At 63.0% G+C, this 20400-nt stretch carries 17 protein-coding genes; 6 read left to right on the plus strand and 11 right to left on the minus strand.

Translation table 11 applies throughout. The annotated features are described in order from the left end of the window. Positions 1-41: 41 nt before the first annotated feature. A complete protein-coding gene (locus ASD02_RS25520) occupies positions 42-935 on the minus strand; it encodes a LysR family transcriptional regulator (RefSeq protein ID WP_025425244.1) in 894 nt (297 codons plus the stop codon). A gap of 113 nt (positions 936-1048) precedes the next feature. Here ASD02_RS25520 and ASD02_RS25525 point away from each other — a divergent pair, with 113 nt between their 5' ends. The 4 genes from ASD02_RS25525 to ASD02_RS25540 are packed head-to-tail and all read left to right on the plus strand — an operon-like array spanning position 1049 to position 6686. Further along, complete coding sequence (locus tag ASD02_RS25525) at positions 1049-2449, plus strand: VOC family protein (protein WP_025425245.1); 1401 nt, start codon at positions 1049-1051, stop codon at positions 2447-2449. A 10-nt stretch (positions 2450-2459) separates the two neighbouring features. After that, positions 2460-3881 (plus strand): FAD-binding oxidoreductase, encoded by a 1422-nt coding sequence (locus ASD02_RS25530; RefSeq protein ID WP_025425246.1) that lies wholly within the window; start codon positions 2460-2462, stop codon positions 3879-3881. 30 nt (positions 3882-3911) lie between these two features. Next, positions 3912-5444, plus strand: a complete 1533-nt coding sequence (locus ASD02_RS25535) for an aldehyde dehydrogenase family protein (protein WP_025425247.1) — start codon at positions 3912-3914, stop codon at positions 5442-5444. 9 nt (positions 5445-5453) lie between these two features. Beyond that, complete coding sequence (locus tag ASD02_RS25540; RefSeq protein WP_057210881.1) at positions 5454-6686, plus strand: pyridoxal phosphate-dependent aminotransferase; 1233 nt, start codon at positions 5454-5456, stop codon at positions 6684-6686. Between the two features lie 182 nt (positions 6687-6868). Here ASD02_RS25540 and ASD02_RS25545 read toward each other — a convergent pair whose 3' ends face one another. Beyond that, positions 6869-7417 (minus strand): cupin domain-containing protein, encoded by a 549-nt coding sequence (locus tag ASD02_RS25545; RefSeq protein ID WP_025425249.1) that lies wholly within the window; start codon positions 7415-7417, stop codon positions 6869-6871. Between the two features lie 149 nt (positions 7418-7566). Here ASD02_RS25545 and ASD02_RS25550 point away from each other — a divergent pair, with 149 nt between their 5' ends. Further along, a complete protein-coding gene (locus ASD02_RS25550) occupies positions 7567-8904 on the plus strand; it encodes an aspartate aminotransferase family protein (protein ID WP_057220842.1) in 1338 nt (445 codons plus the stop codon). An 87-nt stretch (positions 8905-8991) separates the two neighbouring features. On the opposite strand, the gene ASD02_RS25555 is transcribed toward ASD02_RS25550, so the two are convergent. From ASD02_RS25555 to ASD02_RS25595, 9 genes are all read right to left on the minus strand, one after another. Beyond that, the gene (locus tag ASD02_RS25555) at positions 8992-10263 is read right to left on the minus strand and encodes a glycerate kinase (protein ID WP_025425251.1); all 1272 of its coding nucleotides are present in this window, start codon (positions 10261-10263) and stop codon (positions 8992-8994) included. Between the two features lie 5 nt (positions 10264-10268). Further along, positions 10269-10586, minus strand: a complete 318-nt coding sequence (locus tag ASD02_RS25560; RefSeq protein ID WP_025425252.1) for a Dabb family protein — start codon at positions 10584-10586, stop codon at positions 10269-10271. 8 nt (positions 10587-10594) lie between these two features. After that, positions 10595-12250: a GMC family oxidoreductase N-terminal domain-containing protein gene (locus tag ASD02_RS25565; protein WP_025425253.1), complete on the minus strand. Its 1656-nt coding sequence runs from the start codon at positions 12248-12250 to the stop codon at positions 10595-10597. A gap of 107 nt (positions 12251-12357) precedes the next feature. Continuing rightward, the gene (locus ASD02_RS25570; protein ID WP_025425254.1) at positions 12358-13137 is read right to left on the minus strand and encodes a 3-ketoacyl-ACP reductase; all 780 of its coding nucleotides are present in this window, start codon (positions 13135-13137) and stop codon (positions 12358-12360) included. Then, positions 13134-14633, minus strand: coding sequence for a GMC family oxidoreductase (locus ASD02_RS25575; protein ID WP_025425255.1), 1500 nt, complete (start codon positions 14631-14633; stop codon positions 13134-13136). The genes ASD02_RS25570 and ASD02_RS25575 overlap by 4 nt, the downstream gene beginning before the upstream one ends. A gap of 6 nt (positions 14634-14639) precedes the next feature. Next, positions 14640-15755 carry a sn-glycerol-3-phosphate ABC transporter ATP-binding protein UgpC gene (gene ugpC, locus ASD02_RS25580; RefSeq protein ID WP_025425256.1) on the minus strand — a complete coding sequence of 372 codons (1116 nt, stop codon included), beginning with the start codon at positions 15753-15755 and terminating at the stop codon, positions 14640-14642. 4 nt (positions 15756-15759) lie between these two features. Further along, positions 15760-16641, minus strand: a complete 882-nt coding sequence (locus ASD02_RS25585; RefSeq protein ID WP_025425257.1) for a carbohydrate ABC transporter permease — start codon at positions 16639-16641, stop codon at positions 15760-15762. Next, positions 16638-17519: a sugar ABC transporter permease gene (locus ASD02_RS25590; protein ID WP_025425258.1), complete on the minus strand. Its 882-nt coding sequence runs from the start codon at positions 17517-17519 to the stop codon at positions 16638-16640. Before ASD02_RS25590 ends, ASD02_RS25585 begins: the two co-directional genes overlap by 4 nt. Before the next feature lie 179 nt (positions 17520-17698). After that, positions 17699-18943 carry an ABC transporter substrate-binding protein gene (locus tag ASD02_RS25595; protein WP_025425259.1) on the minus strand — a complete coding sequence of 415 codons (1245 nt, stop codon included), beginning with the start codon at positions 18941-18943 and terminating at the stop codon, positions 17699-17701. A 304-nt stretch (positions 18944-19247) separates the two neighbouring features. Between ASD02_RS25595 and ASD02_RS25600 the strand changes: the two genes are divergently transcribed. Beyond that, positions 19248-20312, plus strand: coding sequence for a LacI family transcriptional regulator (locus tag ASD02_RS25600; RefSeq protein ID WP_025425260.1), 1065 nt, complete (start codon positions 19248-19250; stop codon positions 20310-20312). Positions 20313-20400: the final 88 nt, after the last annotated feature.

The following is a 20400-nucleotide window of genomic DNA, read 5'->3' on the forward strand; positions in this document are numbered from 1 at the left end:
GGTTCCGGCCATCGGTCGAAACATGTTCGAGGATGGGAAACCTACCCGACCTGTTCAGTGATCCATTCGCGGAAGGCGAGACTGATCGGGTTTTCGAGTTTGCCTTCCGGAACCGCGAGATAATAACTGTTCTCCGTCTGCATCGGCCGGTCGAGAACGATGCGCAATGTTCCCGCTGCCAGCTCCTGTTCGATCAGATAGCGGGGCAGCAAGGCGAAACCGAGACCGGCCGTGGCCGCCTCGATCACCATCGAGAACTGATCGAAGCGGTTACCGCGATAGGCACCCCTTCCATCCATGCCGTTGGCCTCGAACCATTGCGCCCAGAGTTTGGGTCGCGTCGCCAGGTGCAGCAGCGGACCGCCGACGATATCCTCCAGCGTCGCCACCGGATTGGCCGCAAGCAGGGTCGGGCTTGCCGCCGGCACGATGATCTCGCTGCAGAGATAGCTGCAGGTGGCATGCGCCCAAACCGGCTGGCCGTAGTGGATGGCGATGTCGAAGTTCTGCTCGTCGAAATCGAAGGGTGCCGACCGCGACGCGATATTGACCACGGTATCGGGGTGCTGGCGAAGAAAATCCGGCAGCCGCGGCACCAGCCAACGGCTGCCGAAGGTCGGCAGCGACGCGATCGACAATGTCGAGTCGGCGCGCGCCGAGGCCATTGCCCGCACCATCAGCTCTTCGGTCTGGTTGAGCAGGCGGCGAACCTCGGGCAGGAACTTCTGCCCGGCCTCGGAGAGAATGACGCGCTGGCGCACCCGCTCAAACAGGAGAACGCCGAGCTGGTTCTCCAGATCCTTGATCTGACGGCTGACGGCACTCTGGGTCAGATTGAGTTCGGCGGCTGCCTGCGTGAAGCTGCCGTGCCGTGCCGCGCATTCGAAAGCCTGCAGCGTCGTAACATCAGGAACCAGTCTGCGGCTTAACTTCATTCCAGCCTCGCATCAACATAGTCACAAGCAGCGCGATCAATGGCCGCTTCCTTTGGATATGATCCGAAATGAGAATGACCTTGTCCTTCACCCATAGCGCGAGGCGAGCCCCAGTGAAAGAGAATAGTTTCGTATCCGCCGATGATATCCGTTCGGCCTTTTCCGCAGCCATGTCGGTCATGTACCGCGAGGAAGTGCCTGCTTACGGCACGCTGATGGAACTGGTTGCCAAGGTCAACGACGATACGCTCAATGCCGACCCGGCGCTGAAAGAGCGCCTCGATGCGACGGATTCGCTTGATCGCATTTCCGAGGAGCGCCACGGCGCAATCCGTCTCGGCACGCCTGCTGAACTCTCGATGATGCGTCGCGTCTTTGCTGTCATGGGCATGTACCCGGTCGGCTACTACGATCTTTCGACCGCCGGCGTACCGGTGCACTCGACCGCCTTCCGCCCGGTTGGCGAAACCGCTCTGAAGCGCAATCCCTTCCGTGTCTTCACCTCGCTTCTTCGCCTTGACCTGATTGCGGACGAGAGTCTGCGCGCCGCATCCGAGGCGATCCTGGCCGAGCGTCGGATCTTTACGCCTGTTGCCATCGAACTCGCCGAAAAGGCCGAGCGTGATGGCGGCCTCGACAAGGCCGACGCCGAGCGTTTCGTCTCCGAAGTGCTGGAGACCTTCCGCTGGCACGACAGGGCCAATGTCAGCGCCGACATGTACAAGCGCCTGCATGACGCCCACCGGCTGATCGCCGACGTCGTGTCGTTCAAGGGCCCGCATATCAACCACCTGACGCCGCGCACGCTGGATATCGACCAGGTCCAGGCGCTGATGCCCGAATTCGGCATCGCGCCGAAGGCCGTCGTCGAAGGTCCGCCGACCCGCAAATGCCCAATCCTGCTTCGCCAGACCTCGTTCAAGGCGCTGGAAGAGGCCGTTTCCTTCCGTGATGGCGGCGGCGACTGGAAAGCCGGCTCGCACACCGCCCGCTTCGGCGAGATCGAGCAGCGCGGCATTGCGCTCACTCCCAAGGGCCGTGCGCTCTACGACGAGCTTCTGGAAGCCTCGCGCAAGATCGTGCGCCCGGCAGCCGACGGCTCCAACGCCCGCGACTATGAAGCCGCGCTTGCCAAAGCCTTCGAAAGCTTCCCCGACACCTGGGCAGGCATTCGCGAAGCCGGCCTTGGCTATTTCAGCTATTCACTGACCGAGAAGGGCTTGAAGACCCGGATTTCCGACCGCCGCGATATCAACACGCTGATCGCCGACGGCCTCGTGCAGTTCGACGCCATCGTCTACGAAGACTTCCTGCCGGTCAGCGCCGCAGGCATCTTCCAGTCCAATCTCGGCGACGGCGCGCAGCAGGCTTTTGTCGCAAGCCCGAACCAGAAGCGCTTCGAGATTGACCTCGGCGCCACAGTGCTCAACGAGTTCGATCACTATGCCGGCATCGAAGAGGCATCGATCGAAAGCTGCCTGCGGGCCTTGACCGCAGCCATGGCTGCGGAATGATGCGTTCACGATGATTGAACAGGTACACATAGACGCGCTGACCGGCATCCTTGGCGACAAGGGTGTGGTCACGCGTGCTGAAGACATGGAAGCCTACGAGACCGGCGCGCGCTACGATCGTGGCCGGGCTTCGGTCGTTCTGCGGCCGGCGACAACAGTGGAAACCTCGGCAACCGTTGCCTATTGCGTGCGTCATGGCATCGCCCTGATCCCGCAATCGGGCAATACCGGACTGGTCTCGGGCTCGACCCCTGATAGTTCCGGCAACGAAGCGATCCTCAGCCTCGACCGCCTCACCAAAGCGTTCGAACTCGATCTCGACAATCGTTCGGTGCGCGTCGATGCCGGGTTCAGGCTTTCCGATCTCAACCGCCGGCTGGAAGAACATGGCCTGTTTTTCCCGATCGATCTCGGCGCCGATCCGCGCATCGGCGGCATGATCGCCACCAACACCGGCGGCTCGCGTTTCCTGAAATACGGCGACGTGCGCCGCAACACGCTGGGCCTCACCGTGGTTCTCGCCGATGAAGACGGCACCGTGCTCGATCTTCAATGCGACCTGCGCAAGAACAACACCGGCGTCGACTGGAAGCAGGTCTTCGTCGGCACGTCGGGCGCCTTCGGCATCATCACGGAATGCGTGCTCAATCTGGAGCGCCTGCCGCAGCAGACGGCGACCGCATTGCTGGTGCCGGCAAGCGGCGCCCATGTGCTGCCGCTGCTGCGCGCCATGGAAGAGCGGCTCGGCGCCTACCTCTCGGCCTTCGAGGGCATGTCGAGCAACGCCGTCAAGGCGGCGTTCGCGCATGTGCCTTCGCTGAAGAACCCGTTCCAGGGCGGACACGTCCCTGAATACGTCATTCTCGCGGAAATCAGCCGCACCTGGGCCCCACGCGAAGGCGAGCAATCGCTCGACGCCGTGCTTGAAACGGTGCTGGCCGAGATCTGGGAGATGGAGACGGCACCGCTCGCCGACGCGTTCGTCGGCCCGCCGCATGAGGTCTGGGCGCTGCGCCACGCACTTTCGGAAGGTGTGAAACACCTGGGCAAGCTGATCGCCTTCGACGTCTCCTTCCGCAGGGGTGACATCATGGCCTTCTGCGACCATATGAAGGCCGAAATGCCGACGAGGTTTCCTGATGTCACCGTCTGCGACTTCGGCCATATCGGCGATGGTGGTGTACACTTCAATCTCGTGGTGCCGAAGGACAGCGCGCTGCTCAGCGATCCGACATTCGAGCAGCGTTTGAGAGAATGGGTTTTCGCCGTGGCGGTCGAGGAGTATCACGGCAGTTTCAGCGCGGAACATGCGATAGGCCGCCGCAACCAGGCCTACTACGACGTTTATACAACCGACAAACTCAAGGACATGGCCGCGGGCCTGAAGACGCTCACCTCGCCGGGGAAACTCGGCAGCGTGCGCTTCGGATAGGCCAGGGCAGGAAAACGGGAGTCAGACCAGATGAACATTGCAACGAAGAAGATCGACGTCACCAAGGAGGCAGCAGCCCTCCTCGAGAAGATGGGCGTCGCCAAGGAACTCTACACCGGCGGCGACATGCCGTCGTTCAGCCCGGTCACGGGCGAACAGATCGCCAGCCTGAAGACGGTTTCGGCCACGGAGGCTGCCGCCAAGATCGACAAGGCGCATGAAGCCTTCAAGGCCTGGCGCCTCGTTCCGGCACCGAAGCGCGGCGAATTGATCCGCCTGCTCGGCGAAGAGCTACGCGCCTTCAAGGCCGACCTCGGCCGCCTCGTTTCGATCGAAGCCGGCAAGATCACCTCCGAGGGCCTCGGCGAAGTTCAGGAAATGATCGACATCTGCGATTTCGCAGTCGGCCTTTCCCGCCAGCTCTACGGTCTGACGATCGCCACGGAGCGTCCCGGCCACCGCATGATGGAAACCTGGCATCCGCTCGGCGTCGTCGGCGTCATCTCCGCCTTCAACTTCCCGGTCGCCGTCTGGTCGTGGAACACGGCGCTGGCGCTCGTCTGCGGCAACTCCGTCGTCTGGAAGCCGTCGGAAAAGACCCCGCTCACGGCGCTTGCATCGCAGGCTATCTTCGAACGCGCGCTTGCCCGCTTCGGCGACGCCCCGGAAGGCCTGTCGCAGGTTCTGATCGGCGACCGCGCCGTCGGTGAAGTCCTCGTCGACAACCCGAAGGTTCCGTTGGTCTCGGCCACCGGCTCGACCCGCATGGGCCGCGACGTCGGCCCGCGTCTTGCCAAGCGCTTCGCCCGCGCCATCCTCGAACTCGGCGGCAACAATGCCGGTATCGTCTGCCCATCGGCCGATCTCGACATGGCGCTGCGCGCCATCGCCTTCGGCGCCATGGGCACCGCCGGCCAGCGCTGCACGACCATGCGCCGCCTGTTCGTGCATGAAAGCGTCTACGACCAGCTCGTTCCCCGCCTGAAGAAGGCCTATGGCTCGGTCTCGGTCGGCAATCCGCTGGAAACCACCGCACTCGTCGGCCCGCTGGTCGACAAGGCCGCTTTCGACGGCATGCAGAAGGCAATCGACGAAGCCAAGGCCCATGGCGGCGCCGTCACCGGCGGCGAACGCGTCGAGCTCGGTTATGCCAACGGCTACTACGCCAAGCCCGCCCTGGTCGAAATGCCTGAGCAGGCAGGCCCGGTCCTCGAAGAAACCTTCGCGCCGATCCTCTACGTCATGAAGTACAGCGACTTCGACGCAGTCGTTGCCGACCACAATGCGGTTGCAGCCGGCCTGTCCTCGTCGATCTTCACCCGCGACATGCAGGAATCCGAACGGTTCCTGGCCGTCGACGGCTCGGATTGCGGCATCGCCAACGTCAACATCGGCACCTCAGGTGCGGAAATCGGCGGCGCCTTCGGCGGTGAAAAGGAAACCGGCGGCGGCCGCGAATCGGGCTCCGATTCGTGGAAGGCCTACATGCGTCGCGCCACCAACACGGTGAACTACTCGAAGGCCCTGCCACTGGCACAGGGCGTCTCCTTCGATATCGAGTAGGACCAAGCGATGACCATCAACGCAACGGTCAAGGAGGCGGGCTTCAAGCCCGCCTCGCGGATCTCTTCGATCGGAGTATCCGAAATCCTCAAGATCGGCGCGCGCGCGCAAGCGATGAAGCGCGAGGGCAAGCCGGTCATTATTCTCGGCGCAGGCGAGCCGGATTTCGACACGCCTGACTACGTCAAGCAGGCCGCCTGCGAGGCGATCCAGCGCGGCGAAACCAAATACACCGCACTCGACGGCACGCCGGAACTGAAGAAGGCGATCCGTGAAAAGTTCCAGCGCGAGAACGGCCTCGCCTACGAACAGGACGAGATCACCATTGCCACCGGCGCCAAGCAGATCCTGTTCAACGCCATGATGGCGACGATCGACGCCGGCGACGAAGTTGTCATTCCGACGCCGTACTGGACCTCCTATTCGGATATCGTCCAGATCTGCGAAGGCAAGCCGGTGCTGATCCCCTGCGACGCGGCCTCCGGTTTCCGGCTCACCGCCGACAAGCTCGAAGCGGCGATCACGCCGAAGACGCGCTGGGTGCTTCTCAACTCACCCTCCAACCCTTCGGGTGCCGCCTACAGCGCTGACGACTACCGGCCGCTGCTCGACGTGCTCTTGAGGCATCCGCATGTGTGGCTGCTGGTCGACGACATGTACGAGCACATCGTCTATGACGGCTTCCGCTTCGTCACCCCGGCCCAACTGGAGCCTCGGCTCAAGGACCGCACCCTGACGGTCAACGGTGTCTCCAAGGCCTATGCCATGACCGGCTGGCGCATCGGCTATGCCGGTGGTCCGCGCGAGCTGATCAAGGCGATGGCTGTCGTCCAGAGCCAGGCGACCTCCTGCCCGTCTTCGGTCAGCCAGGCCGCTTCGGTGGCAGCCCTGACCGGCCCGCAGGATTTCCTGAAGGAACGCACGGCCAGCTTCCAGCACCGCCGCAATCTCGTCGTCAACGGCCTCAACGCCATCGACGGTCTCGACTGCCGCGTTCCGGAAGGCGCCTTCTACACCTTCTCCGGCTGCGCCGGCATGCTCGGCAAGGTGACGCCTTCGGGCAAGACGATCGAGACGGACACGGACTTCTGCGCCTACCTGCTCGACGACGCCCATGTCGCCGTTGTCCCCGGCTCGGCCTTCGGCCTGTCGCCGTTCTTCCGCATCTCCTATGCGACGTCGGAAGCGGAACTGAAGGAAGCGCTCATGCGCATCGCCGACGCCTGCGCTCGGCTTTCGTAACTCGGAAGTAGCCCCTCACCCTAGCCCTCTCCCCGCTTGCGGGGAGAGGGGACGGTCGCGCAAACAGCTGCCTCTCTACTCCTGTTCGCAAAGAGAGTATGAGGCGCTGGCGGCATATCCCTTCTCCCCGCAGGCGGGGAGAAGGTCGCGGCAGCGGGATGAGGGGCGCCCGCTCCCTTCCTTCAAAACGTCGGCGGCGTGCAGGCGCTGATCACCTCGCAAGGTACCGGCCCGACGCAACGAAATCGGTGCGGTCGCCGGCTTTCGAAATAGTACGCATCCCCAGGCCCGAGAATCCGCCGCTCGTCGTCGACGGTGACCTCAATGCGCCCCGACAGCACGATGCCGCCCTCCTCGCCTTCATGCACCAGCGGCACTTTTCCAGTGTCCGCGCCCGGCTGATAACATTCCTTCAGGATCTGCAGGCTGCGGCCAAAGAGATTGTCGCCGATCTGGCGATAGGAGATCGGCCCTTTGCCGATCTCGACCAGTTCCTCTGCGGCGTAGAATGCCTTGCGCGGCCGTTCAGGCTCGAACGAAAAGAACTCCGCAAGTCCGATCGGTATGCCGTCGAGGATGCGCTTCAGTGCGCCGACCGACGGATTGGACGCATTCGACTCGATCAGCGAGATCGTCGAGTTGGTCACGCCCGCTCGCTTGGCAAGTTCGCGCTGCGAAAGATTGTGCATCAGCCGGAGGTGGCGAAGCCGGTTTCCAATGTCGACGCTCATGGGTGTCCATCTCGGTGTTCAGGTTGTTCGAAATATCGCAATTTCGCAAACCTCGTTGTATAAAATTCAATGGCTTGAATGACAACAGAAAAGGACTTGTTTGGCAATTCAAATCATGGCGTCAATCCCCTGATCTTCAGGAGGATGCCATGAACCAGCACACCAAACCCAACGCCCCCGTACTCGACAGCTACTGGATGCCCTTTACCGCCAACCGGCAGTTCAAGGCGGCACCGCGCTTGCTCGCCTCCGCCGAGGGCATGCACTACACCAGCACCGATGGCCGCACGATCCTCGACGGCACCGCCGGTCTCTGGTGCGTCAACGCCGGCCACGGCCGCCGCCAGATCGCGTCAGCCGTCGAACGCCAGCTGTCGACGATGGATTTCGCCCCCTCCTTCCAGATGGGCCACCCGATCGCCTTCGATTTTGCCGAACGCCTTGCCGAAATCGCGCCGGGGCCGGAAGGCCAGAAGCTCGACCGCGTGTTCTTCACCGGCTCGGGCTCGGAATCGGTTGACACGGCGCTGAAGATGGCCATCGCCTATCAGCGCGCGATCGGCCAGGGCACTCGCACGCGGCTGATCGGGCGCGAGCGCGGCTACCACGGCGTCGGCTTCGGCGGCATTTCGGTGGGCGGCATCCTCAACAACCGCCGCGTCTTCCCGCAGCTTCCCGGTTCCGACCATCTGCGCCACACCCACGACCTTGCCAAGAATGCCTTCGTCAAGGGCCAGCCCGAGCACGGCGCCGAACTTGCCGACGATCTCGAACGGCTGGTGGCGCTACACGGCGCCGAAACCATCGCCGCCTGCATCGTCGAGCCGGTTGCCGGTTCGACGGGCGTGCTCATCCCGCCGAAGGGCTATCTCGAGCGGCTGCGCGCGATCTGCGACAAACACGGCATCCTGTTGATCTTCGACGAAGTCATCACCGGCTTCGGTCGCCTTGGCGCTGCGTTCGCCACCGACTTCTTCGGCGTCACCCCGGACCTGGTGACGGCGGCGAAGGGGCTCACCAACGGCGCCATCCCAATGGGCGCGGTCTTTGCCAGCCGCAAGGTGCACGACGCATTGATGCACGGCCCGGAAAACCAGATCGAGCTCTTCCACGGCTACACCTATTCCGGCCACCCGGCCGCCTGCGCCGCGGGTATCGCCACGCTCGACATCTATCGCGATGAGGGCCTGATGACCCGCGCCACCGAGCTGCAGGACGCCTGGCATGATGCCATGCATTCGCTGAACGGCCTGCCGCATGTCATCGACATCCGCACCATCGGCCTCATCGCCGGCATCGAGCTGCAGTCACGCGAGGGTGCTGTCGGCGCCCGCGCCTATGAGGTCTTCGTCGATTGCTTCGAAAAGGGGCTGCTGATCCGCGTGACCGGCGACATCATCGCCTTCTCGCCGCCGCTGATCACCGACGAAAATCACTTCGGCGAAATCGTCTCGATCCTCGGCGATGCCTTGAAGCGCGCCAAGTAAAAACAAGAGATCATGGTCGCCGCCGAAACGTTTGGCGGCGACCATGACACGCAGATTTTCTGTTCTGCCTTGAGCCGGAGAATCCGGCTAACGGATTAGCATCGCCCTGAAGTCATTGACATTGGTTCCAGTCGGACCGGGCGCGAAAAGATCGCCACTCACTGAGAATGCCGACCAGGCATCGTGGCGCGCCAGATGCGCCCGCGGATCAGCACCGGCAGTACGCATGCGACTGACGCTGCCGCCATCGGCAAAGGCGCCGGCATTGTCCTCAGACCCGTCGATGCCGTCCGTATCCGCCGCCAGGGCATCGATCCCGTCGAGCCCCTCGATGTCGAGCGCCAGCGACAGCAACAGCTCGCTGTTGCGGCCGCCTTTGCCGTAATCCTTGCCCGATATCGTCACAGTCGTTTCGCCGCCGGAAAGCAGCACGACCGGCTTTTCGAAAGGTTGATTGCGCTGGGCGACTTCACGCGCCAGCGCCGCATGCATGCGGCCGATATCGCGCGCCTCGCCTTCAATCGCATCAGAAAGAATGCGCGCCTCTACACCCAATTCCTGCGCCGTCCTTGCTGCAGCCTCCAGCGAGACACGCGCCGACGCAATCACGTGGCATTCGTGCCGACGGAAAACCGGTTCGGACGGATCAGGTGCCCGCGCGGCACCGGATCGCAAGTGGGCCACCACGCCATCGGGAAGAGCCATGCGATAGCGGCCGACGATCTCCAGCGCCTCCTCCACCGTCGACCCGTCAGGCACTGTCGGGCCCGAGGCAACGAAAGCGGGGTTGTCGCCGGGAACGTCGGAAACGACGAGGCTGACGACACGCGCCGGCCCAGCGGCCGCCGCAAGACGGCCTCCCTTGATGCGCGACACATGTTTGCGCACGACGTTCATCGCGGAAATCGGTGCGCCGGAGGCAAGCAGCGCCCGGTTGACGGCGATCTCGTCGGCAAGCATCAAACCCTCCGGCGGCGCCGGCAGCAAGGACGATCCACCACCCGAAATCAGAGCGACAACCAGATCGTCAGCGGTCAGGCCTTCCACCAGCTTCAGCAGCTCTTCCGACGCCCGAAGGCCAGCCTCATCCGGCACCGGATGGGCGGATTGCAACACGCGAATGCGCTCGCAGCGTTCAATCGGCCCGTGGCGCGCAACGACGGCGCCGGTCAGCGGGTGATCCCACAGCTTTTCGAAAGCTGCGGCCATCTGGCTTGCGGCCTTGCCCGCGCCGACAACGATCGTTCGTCCCTTCGGCTTTTCCGGCAGATGCGCGCGGATCGCCTCATAGGGATCGGCGGCGCGGACGGCCGCGTCGAAAAGGGCGGTGAGAAAGGGACGCGCTTCGAAGGCCGCCATCGTCTTCAGCCCGCGATTTCGAGATCGTAGACGAAAATGCCGTCGATGCCGCCTTGCGCCGCCGCGACGATCTTTGCACCGGTCTGCCGATGCTCCGGATCGTCGAGATAGGCGTCACGCGCGGCTGCGTCGGAGAAATCGACGATGAAACCCTCGGCATACCCTTTGTCCATGCCCACTTCCGGGCTGACATTGGCGCCGGCATAGGTCGCGAGAAGGCCGGGAAGCCGGCTTTTTAGCGCCGCGATCTCGGCGAAGATCGACGCTTTCTCATCCGCCGAAACGTCTGGACGAAAGCGAATGAAGACACAGTGGCGGATCATGGTTTTCCTCAACGGATATCGGCGCGGGCACGTGGCCGGGCATCGTTTCGTTCATGGGCGAAGATCTCCGGCGGCAAGGGCTGGCGCTCGCGAATGATGTCGGCGCCCTTTTCGCCCATCATGATCGTCGGCCCGTTGGTGTTGCAAGAGGGAACGCGCGGCATGACCGAACTGTCGCAGACGCGAAGGCCCTCCAGCCCACGCACTTTCAGATCGAGTCCGACCACGGCCATGGCGTCGGTGCCCATCTTGCAGGTGCCGACCGGGTGGTGGTCGGTCTTGGCATTGGCGCAGCCATAGTCGAAGAACTGCTCGTCGGAGACGACAGTGTTGCCCGGCAAACGTTCCGCCAGCACGAAAGGCTTGAGGGCGGCCTGCTGCATGATCTCGCGGGCTATCTTCAGCCCCTCGATCGACATCTTGCGGTCGTGCGGATCTTCCCAGTAATTCGGATCGATCAGCGGCGCTGCGGCCGGATCAGCGTCGGAAAGCCTGACGGTGCCGCGTGAGCGCGGATGCAGATAGGCGGAATTGAGCGTCACGCCGGCGTTCTTCAGTCGCGCGACGCCAGCCTCGATGCCGGAGCCGAGGCCGAGATGGAACTGGATATCCGGCGAGCGGGCATCCGGGTCGGCGTACCAGAAGCCGCCGGTCTCAAACAGGCTCGATGCCACCGGGCCGGAGCGGAAAAGCACGTATTGCAGGCCGGCCCAGAGCGTCCGGTGCAGCTTCGCGACGTTGTCGTAGGTGTGATCGCCGGTGCATTCGGAAATGACGAACAGATCGAGGTGGTCCTGCAGATTGCCACCGACGCCGGGTAGGTCGTGCTTTACCGGCACGCCCACCGACTTCAGGTGATCCGCCGGGCCGATACCGGATTGAAGGAGCAGCTTCGGCGAACCGATGGCGCCCGACGTGACCAGAACTTCCCGCTCCGCCCGGATCGTCTCGCTTCCCTTCGCCGTCACCACCTCGACGCCGACGGCGCGCGTACCCTCGAGCACGATCCGGGCGACGCGCGTTCCGGTGCGAACGGTAAGGTTCCGGCGGTCCTTGATCGGTGAGAGATAGGCAAGCGACGCGCTCGAACGCCGGCGATTGCGCTGCGTCAGTTGGTAGAAGCCGACGCCGGCCTGCTGACGGCCGTTGAAATCGTGATTGTAGGGAATGCCGAGTTCCTGGCCGGCGCGGATGTAGGCATCGCAGATCGGCAAGGTAGAAACCGGCATCGAGACGCCGAGCGGACCGCCATAGGCATGATAGTCGTCGGCGAAGCGCTGGTTGTCTTCGGCGCGCTTGAAATAGGGAAGAACGCTGCGATAGTCCCAGCCGGCACAGCCGTCCTCGGACGCCCAGAGGTCATAGTCGGCCGCATTGCCGCGGGTGTAGAGCTGGGCATTGATCGACGAACCGCCGCCGATGACCTTGGCCTGGGTGTAGCGCAGCACCCTGCCCTTCATGTGTTTCTGTGGCACGGTCTCCCAGCCCCAACTTGCAACTCCCTTGGTCATCTTGGCAAAACCGGCCGGCATGTGAAACAGCGGGTTCCAGTCGCCGCCACCCGCCTCCAGCAACAGGACGCGGACCGACGGATCCTCAGAGAGACGGTTGGCGAGAACGCAGCCGGCAGGGCCGGCACCGGTGATGATATAGTCGTATGTCATTGCCTGTCTTCCTCCACGGCACGGCATTTGGAACGTTCCAAATTTCCGACGTGTTAAACTCGAAACCTGCTCGCCGTTGCGAGCCCCGGACTGCCCTGCACTATTTTCTAGAGTCGACCGATCGACAGGCCGCCATCGGCCTGGATGACTGAGCCGGTCGCAAAGCCGAATTTGCCGCTGGCAAGCCCTGCGGCGATGTTGCCGATGTCTTCTGGCTCGCCCCAGCGTTTCATCGGCACCAGTCCGCCGTCGATCAGGGCGTCGTATTTCGCCGAGACGCCAGCGGTCATGTCAGACCGGATGACCCCGGGCCGGATTTCGAAGACGGAGATGCCTGTGTCGGCCAGCCGCAAGGCGAGCCCCTGGCTGAAGGCGGCAAGGCCGGCCTTGGTCATGCAATAGTCGAGCCGCTCGGGCGAACTCATGGTCGCGGAAACCGATGTGATGTTGATGATTGAACGTGGTGCCGCACCTGGCGGCTCGGTGAGCATCGAGAGCAACACGGCCTGGGTGAAGAACACTGTGCCGCGCAAGTTGGTGGCGACGATCGTGTCGAAATTCTCCGGCAGAAGGTCGAGAAAGTCGCCGCGCACGACGGAGGCGATGCCGGCGTTGTTGACGAGGCAGCGGATCGGGCCCAGTTCCTGGCGGATGCAGGCGACGGTGGCGGCATGCGCGCCGATATCGGCGAGATTGGCCTCGAGGTAGATGGCGCGACCGCCTTGCGCCGATAGCTCGGAGAGCGTGGCTTGCGTCGCTTGATCCGCCGCACCGAGCCCCGTCAGCGCTATGTCGAAGCCGTCGCGCGCCAGTGCCCGGGCCACGCCGAGTCCGATTCCGCGCCGGCCACCGGTGACAACAGCCACGGGACGCGTCGATGTCGTCATGCTCTCAGCTCCTTCGCAACGATATGGTCGGCAACGCGCAGCGCCTGTGCCGCCACCGTCAGCGCCGGGTTGACCGCAGCGGACGTTGGCAGGAAGCCGGCATCGACGACAAAGAGGTTCGGATGATCGAAGGCGCGGCAATAAACGTCGAGCGGCGCCTGACCGGGATCGGTGCCCATCCGGATCGTGCCGCACTGGTGCGACGGCGTGCGCTTGTCGAAGGCCTGGGAGAGCACGATCGGATAGCCTGCAGCTTTGAAGTGGGCGCGCATCTTCGCTTCGAGCCCGGAAAGCGCCTCCATGTTCGAGCGCCGCCACTGCATGATGATGCCCTTGCCGTCGACCATGATGCGGCTTTCCGGGTTCGGCAGGTCCTCCGTCATCATGTACCAGTCGACCGCATGACCGGCCATGAAATCCAATGCGAAGCGCGGCGCCCAGACCGGCGCATTGGCCTTGAGGATGTCACCGTTGATCTTGCCGAGCAGCTGGACATTGCCGAGTGGCAAACCGTCCCTGCCGCCGGTCAGGTAATAATCGTTCAGCATCAGCGTCTTCTGGTAGATGCTGTCATTGCGCCTGAACGGATTGATCGCCAGCATGGCGCTGCAATTGTGGTTCATGAAGTTGCGGCCGACCTGGCCGGAGGCGTTGGCGAGCCCCTTGCCATCGCCGGAGCGCAGCAAGATGGCGGCCGAGTTGATCGCGCCCGCCGACAGGATCACCAACTTGGGCGACAGGCGCTTCTTCTCGCCCCTATGGGTGTAATGGACCGCCTCGATCCGGCCGCCCCGACCTTTCTCCAGCGTGTCGACATGCGCGGAGGTGATCAGCTCGATGTTGGGGTCATTCAGCGCGGAGGCGAGCGATGCGGTCTCGGCATCCTTCTTGCCCTTGCCGGTGTTGGGAAACCCGTCCCATGGCGTGCGCCCGCCTGCCAGCCACGTCTCGATGTCGACGCCAAGCGGCAGCGTCGCCGGATTGAGCCCCTGCGCCTTCAACTCGGCGCGCGCGCGAGCAATTGCCGGCTCGTCCGGTACCGGGCCATAAGGGTAGGGCGAGGCGTGGAACGGCTCCGTAGGGTCCTGACCCAATTCGCCACGCACCTCGAACAGTTGCTCGGCTTTGCCGTACCACGGCTCCAGCTCTTCATAGAGAAAGGGCCATGCCGGCGAAACGCCGCCAAGATGCTGCATCTCGGTGAAATCCTCTGCACGGTAGCGCAAGAGCACCGCACCGAAGAGTTTGGAATTGCCGCCAACGAAATAGAAATTGCCCGGATTGAACTCCGTGCCGTCGGCTTCGCGCCACATCTCCTTGGGCCGGAAATGGCCCTTGACGAAGATCGAACTATAGCTGCGCGCTTCCGGTGTGTCGGGCAGGCGCTCGCCGCGCTCGAGTATGGCTATGCGCGCCCCGGAGCCGGCGAGCCCCGCCGCAACGGTGGAGCCGCCGATGCCCGACCCGATGATGACGATATCCGGCTGCTGCTCCATCGGCCGTTACGCGATCCGTTGCTGCGTCTGAGGATCGAAGAACACCGCCTTGTCGAGATTGAAGGCGAGCTGCGACGTCTGGCCGGGTGCGATGCGCGCATCGGCACGCAGGCGGGCGACGACCTCCTTGCCGCCAAGGCGGGTCACCGCAAAGGTGTCCGAACCGGCGGGCTCGACCACCTCGATCAGGCATTCGCCTTCGACGATCGCCTTGGCATTGCGGTCGGCACCGTCAGGGTCGGTCAGTGCTTCCGGGCGGATGCCGAAGACGACGTCCTTGCCGGCATAGGTAGAGAGTGCGCCGCTGGCATGCGGAACGGTGAGCTTCATCGGCTCGGCGTTCGGGCGCGCGAGCGTGACGGCAACATCGGCGCCGTTCCTTTCGATCCGGGCCGTCAGCAGGTTCATGGCCGGCGAACCCATGAAGTCGGCGACGAACATGTTGGCCGGATTGTTGTAGATTTCGGCCGGCGTCCCGAATTGCTGCAGCACGCCATCCTTCAATACCGCGATCTTGGTCGCCAGCGTCATCGCCTCGATCTGGTCGTGGGTGACGTAGACGATGGTTGTCTTCATCCGGTGGTGGAGACGCTTGATCTCGGTGCGCATGTCGACGCGCAGCTTGGCGTCCAGGTTCGACAGCGGTTCGTCGAAGAGAAAGACCTGCGGCTTGCGCACAAGGGCGCGGCCCATGGCGACACGCTGGCGCTGGCCGCCGGAAAGCTGGCTCGGCTTGCGATCGAGCAGATGGCCGATCTGCAGCATGTCGGCGACCTGCTTGATCGCCTTCTCGCGTTCGTCCTTCGGCACGCCGCGGATTTCCATGCCGAAGGCGATGTTGCCCGCAACCGTCATGTTCGGATAGAGCGCGTAGGACTGGAACACCATGGCGATGTCGCGCTTGGACGGGTGCAGATCGGCGACCGACCGGCCGTTGATGGCGATCTCGCCCGAGGTGATTGGCTCCAGCCCGGCAATGGTGTTGAGCAGGGTGGACTTGCCGCAGCCGGACGGGCCGACGAGCACGAGGAAGCCGCCTTCGTCGATCTCCAGATTGATGTCCTTCAGGATCTCGAGCGAGCCGTAGGATTTGCGCAGGTTGCTGATTTTGAGGAACGACATGAGCTTATCCTTTCACGGCGCCGGACATCAGCCCGCGCACGAAGTAGCGGCCGGACACGATGTAGACGATGAGCGTTGGCAGGGCGGCGAGGATCGCGCCCGCGAAATGAACGTTGTATTCCTTGACCCCGGTCGACGAGCTGACGAGGTTGTTGAGCGCCACCGTCATCGGCGTCGAAGAGGCGCCGGAGAAGGATGCCCCGAACAGGAAGTCGTTCCAGATATTGGTGAACTGCCAGATGACCGAGACGACGATGATCGGACCGGACGACGGCAGCAGGATCCGCCAGAAGATCTGGAAGAAGCTGGCGCCATCGATCTGCGCCGCACGCACGAGTTCCGTCGGGAAGGCTTCGTAGTAGTTGCGGAAATAGAGCGTGGTGAAGCCGAGGCCGTAGATCACGTGGACGAAGATCAGGCCCCAGATCGATCCGGCAAGGCCGATGATGCCAAGCACGCGCGCCATCGGGATCAGCACGATCTGGAACGGGATGAAGCACGACAGGAGCAGCATGCCGAAGAAGATGTTGGCACCGGGAAAGCGCCACTTGGTCAGGACGTAGCCATTGAGCGCGCCGATCATCGTCGAGATCGCGACGGCCGGCACCACCATCAGGATCGAGTTGATGAAGAACGGCTTCAGGCCTGTCGGCTGAACTCCGATCTGCGCCGTCGACCAGGCCGAAAGCCAGGGTTCCAGTGTCAGGGTCTGCGGTAGGTTGAGCATGCCGCCCTGGCGGATCTCGTCGAGCGGTTTCAGCGAGTTGACCAGCATGACATAGAGCGGCAGCAGCGAATAGAGCGCAAAGACGATGAGTACCGTGTAGATCAGGGCACGTGTCAGGCGGTTGTGCGAGATGACATTGTCTGGGCTGGGGGCGCTCATGGGCGTTTTCCTCCGCGGATTTCGGAGTAGAGATAGGGAACGATGATCGAGAAGATCATCACCAGCATGATGATGGCCGACGAGGCGCCGATGCCCATCTGGTTGCGGGTGAAGGTGTAGGAATACATGAAAGTCGCCGGCAATTCGGTCGCCTGGCCCGGCCCGCCGCCGGTGAGCGCGATGATCAGGTCGTAGGCCTTGATCGCCAGATGGGCGAGAACGACGAAGGCGGAGAGGAAGACCGGCCGCATCAAGGGAATGATGATCCGCCGGTAGATCGTCGATGTCGGTGCGCCATCGATCTGCGCCGCCTTGATGATCTCGTTGTCGACGCCGCGCAGACCGGCAAGGAACATCGCCATGATGAAGCCGGTCGATTGCCAGACGGCGGCGATCACCACGCAATAGATCGCGTAGTTGCGGTCCTTGATCCAGTTGAACGAAAAGCTCTCCCAGCCCCAGAGGTGCATGGTGTTTTCAAGCCCGATGCCGGGATCGAGGAACCACTTCCAGGCCGTGCCGGTCACGATGAACGACAGCGCCATCGGATAGAGGTAGATCGGCCGTAGGAAGCCTTCCGCCCGGATCTTCTGGTCGAGCAGGATCGCAAGTCCAAGCCCCAGCACCGAGCAGATGGCGATATAGAGCGAAGCGAAGATCGCCAGATTGCTCACCGCCCGCCACCAGTGCGGCAGGGCCCAGAGCTTCTGATAATTGCTGAAACCGACGAAATTGTAGGACGGCAGCATCTTGCTGTCCGTCATCGACAGGAAGCCGGTATAGGCGATGAAGCCATAAACAAAGATCAGGACGATAACGAAGCTCGGGGCAAGGACCAGCTTCGGTATCAGGTCCTGCAGTCGACTGCGGTTATCCATGAACGTTCACCACTTCTGGCGCTCTGCCGTCGGGAAACTCCCTGGTATCGGCATCCGCGCAGGTTCTTTGTATCAAACCGCTCCCCTGCGTCCGCGATGGACGCGACGCTTCGAAGACGCTTGCATGTCAGAATGAGTGTCCGGGACGCTTGCTCGCGTCCCGGACCGGGCCTCGCCCGTTACTTCGCAGCCGCGACGGCGGCGACGAGTTCCTTGACCGCCTCATCGGAGGTCAATTCACCGTTGAACTCGCGCGTCACGACGTCGTAGATCGCGTTCTTGACGGCAGCTGGGTTGGCATGGCCATGGGCCATGGAACCGAACAGCGTGCCGTTGGTGTTGGCTTCGGCGAGATCCTTGATGCCCTTCTTGCCGCAAGCGTCGAAGTCCGTATCCGGAACGTCGGTGCGTGCAGGAACCGAACCCTTGACGACGTTGAAGGCCGACTGGAAGGTCGGGCTTTCGATCGCCGAGGCCATCTGCAGCTGTGCCGGGATCTTGTCGTCAGCAACCTTGAACATCGCGAACTGGTCGGAGTTGAAGGTGACGGACCCTTGCGTACCCGGGAAGCGCATGCAGACGAAATCGGTGCCTGGCACCTTCTTCGCCTTCAGGAACTCGCCCTTGGCCCAGTCGCCCATGAACTGCAGGCCGGCCTTGTTCTCGATCACCATTGCCGAAGCGAGGTTCCAGTCGCGGCCGGAGAAGTTGTCGTCGACATAGGAGCGCAGCTTCGTCATGCGGTCGAAGGCTTCCTTCATCTTGTCGCCACCGAGCGCTGCCGGATCGAGATCGATGAAGGCCTGCTTGTAGAAATCATTGCCGAGCGAGAGCACGACGGCGTCGAAGATCGTCGCGTCCTGCCACGGCTGGCCGCCATGGGCGATCGGCGTGATGCCCTGAGCCTTGAAGTTGTCGAGAAGGACGATGAGCTCGTCCCAGTTCGCCGGCTCCTTGCCGCCGGCCTTGTCGAGGGCAGCCTTGTTGATCCAGACCCAGTTGGTCGAGTGGACGTTGACCGGAGCGGCGATCCAGTGGCCGTCATACTTCGAGAACTGCTGCAGGGCCGTCGGGATGACCTTGTCCCAGCCTTCCTTGGAAGCGGTATCGTCAAGGTTGCCGAGTGCGCCTTCCTTGGCCCAGTCGAGAATATCGAAACCGAGCATCTGCACTGCGGTCGGAGCGTTGCCCGAGGTGACGCGGGCGCGAAGCACGGTCATGGCTTCCGTGCCGCCGCCGCCGGCGACCGGCATATCGGTCCAGGAAATACCCTTGCTTTCGAGGTCCTTCTTCAGAACGTCGAGCGCAGCAGCCTCACCGCCGGAAGTCCACCAGTGCAGCACTTCCACGTTTTCTGCTGCGCGCGCGGCGGTGGCCGCCATCATCAGCGCCACAACAGCCGTCGTCGTCATCAACTTGCGCATCGTTATCCTCCCGTTTGCAAGTTATCGAAGCGGAACCTCCTCCCGCCTCGGATATCGCACCGCCTAAGGCAGCGGCTGGCCAATTTAAAACGTTATAAATTCAGCAAGTCAAGCATTCCGCACGCGTGCACTTCCTCACCTCACGAAGCAATTGAATTTGCTGAATTATATACAACAGTTTGCGTTTCGCAGTGCAGCAATTCATGCCGCGTCGCGAGATTTAAAACGTTTTCATGATTCGATTGCCTAAGCGTTCGTGCCACGTTACAAAAGCCGCTCTTGACCGCCTTGAGGATGACTAGCATTGGCCGATTCCCCCAAGCCCGCCCGTTCCGAAGACATTGGTTCGCCCGCCAGACGGGGCAAGCCGACCCTTCGCACGATCGCCGAGATCACCGGGCTTGCGGTCACCACCGTTTCGCGCGCCCTCGCCGAAGCGCCGCAAATCTCCGCCGACACCCGCAAGCGGGTTCGCGAGGTGGCGATCGAAATCGGCTATTCGCCCGATCGCGCCGCCCAGCGCCTGAAGACCGGCCGCACCAACGTCATCGCCGTCCTGCTCGACCCACACGAGGAAATCCTCGGCTATGGCACCTCGATCATGAGCGGCATCGCCAAGGCGCTGCAGGGCACGTCCTATCACCTGATCGTCATGCCGAACTTCCTCAACACGACCAATGTCGAGGCGGTGAACTACATCACCCGCAACAGCATGGCTGATGGTCTGATCTTCTCGCGCACCGAACCGCTCGATCCGCGCGTCATGTTGCTTTCGGAGATCGGCTTTCCGTTCGTCACCCACGGACGCACCGAGCTTTCGACCCCGCACGCCTATGTCGACTACGACAACTTCACCTTCTCCTACCAGGCCACCCGCCGGCTGATCGCCAAGGGGCGCCGCAAGCCGGCACTGATCAGCGGCCCAACCGACTTCACCTTCGGCGGCCACCTGCAGCACGGCTTCATGACCGCCGTGCGCGAGGCGGGCTGCGCCTACGAAATTCTCTCCGGTATCGATCTCGACAGCCCGGCCGGCGACATCCGCGACCGTGTTCGCCAGCGTTACGCCGAGCCCGACCCGCCTGATAGTTTCATGTGCGGTGGCGAAGTCTGTGCTCTCGCCACCATTACCGGCATGAGCGATTGCGGCCTGACGCTCGGCAACGAATACGACATTGTCGCCAAGCAGACGTCGCACCTCCTGGGCGCGATCCAGCCCCAGGTGGAAACGATCTATGAGGATCTGACGGCTACGGGCGAGGACATGGGCCGCGTGCTGCTCCAGCGCATCGGCGGCGAAACCGACGTCAACAAACTGCAGCTTCTGCTCTCTCCGCAGATCCCCGCCAACTGGTCGGCATCGAACTGAACCGCGCGACAACGACAGGCCGGCGGCGTGCCATGACGCCCCTGCCCGTTTCGTTGCTGCGATCCCTGCCGACATCATCCGTCTCCCC

This window comes from Ensifer sp. Root1252, from assembly GCF_001425885.1.
In the GTDB taxonomy this organism is placed as follows: domain Bacteria; phylum Pseudomonadota; class Alphaproteobacteria; order Rhizobiales; family Rhizobiaceae; genus Ensifer; species Ensifer canadensis.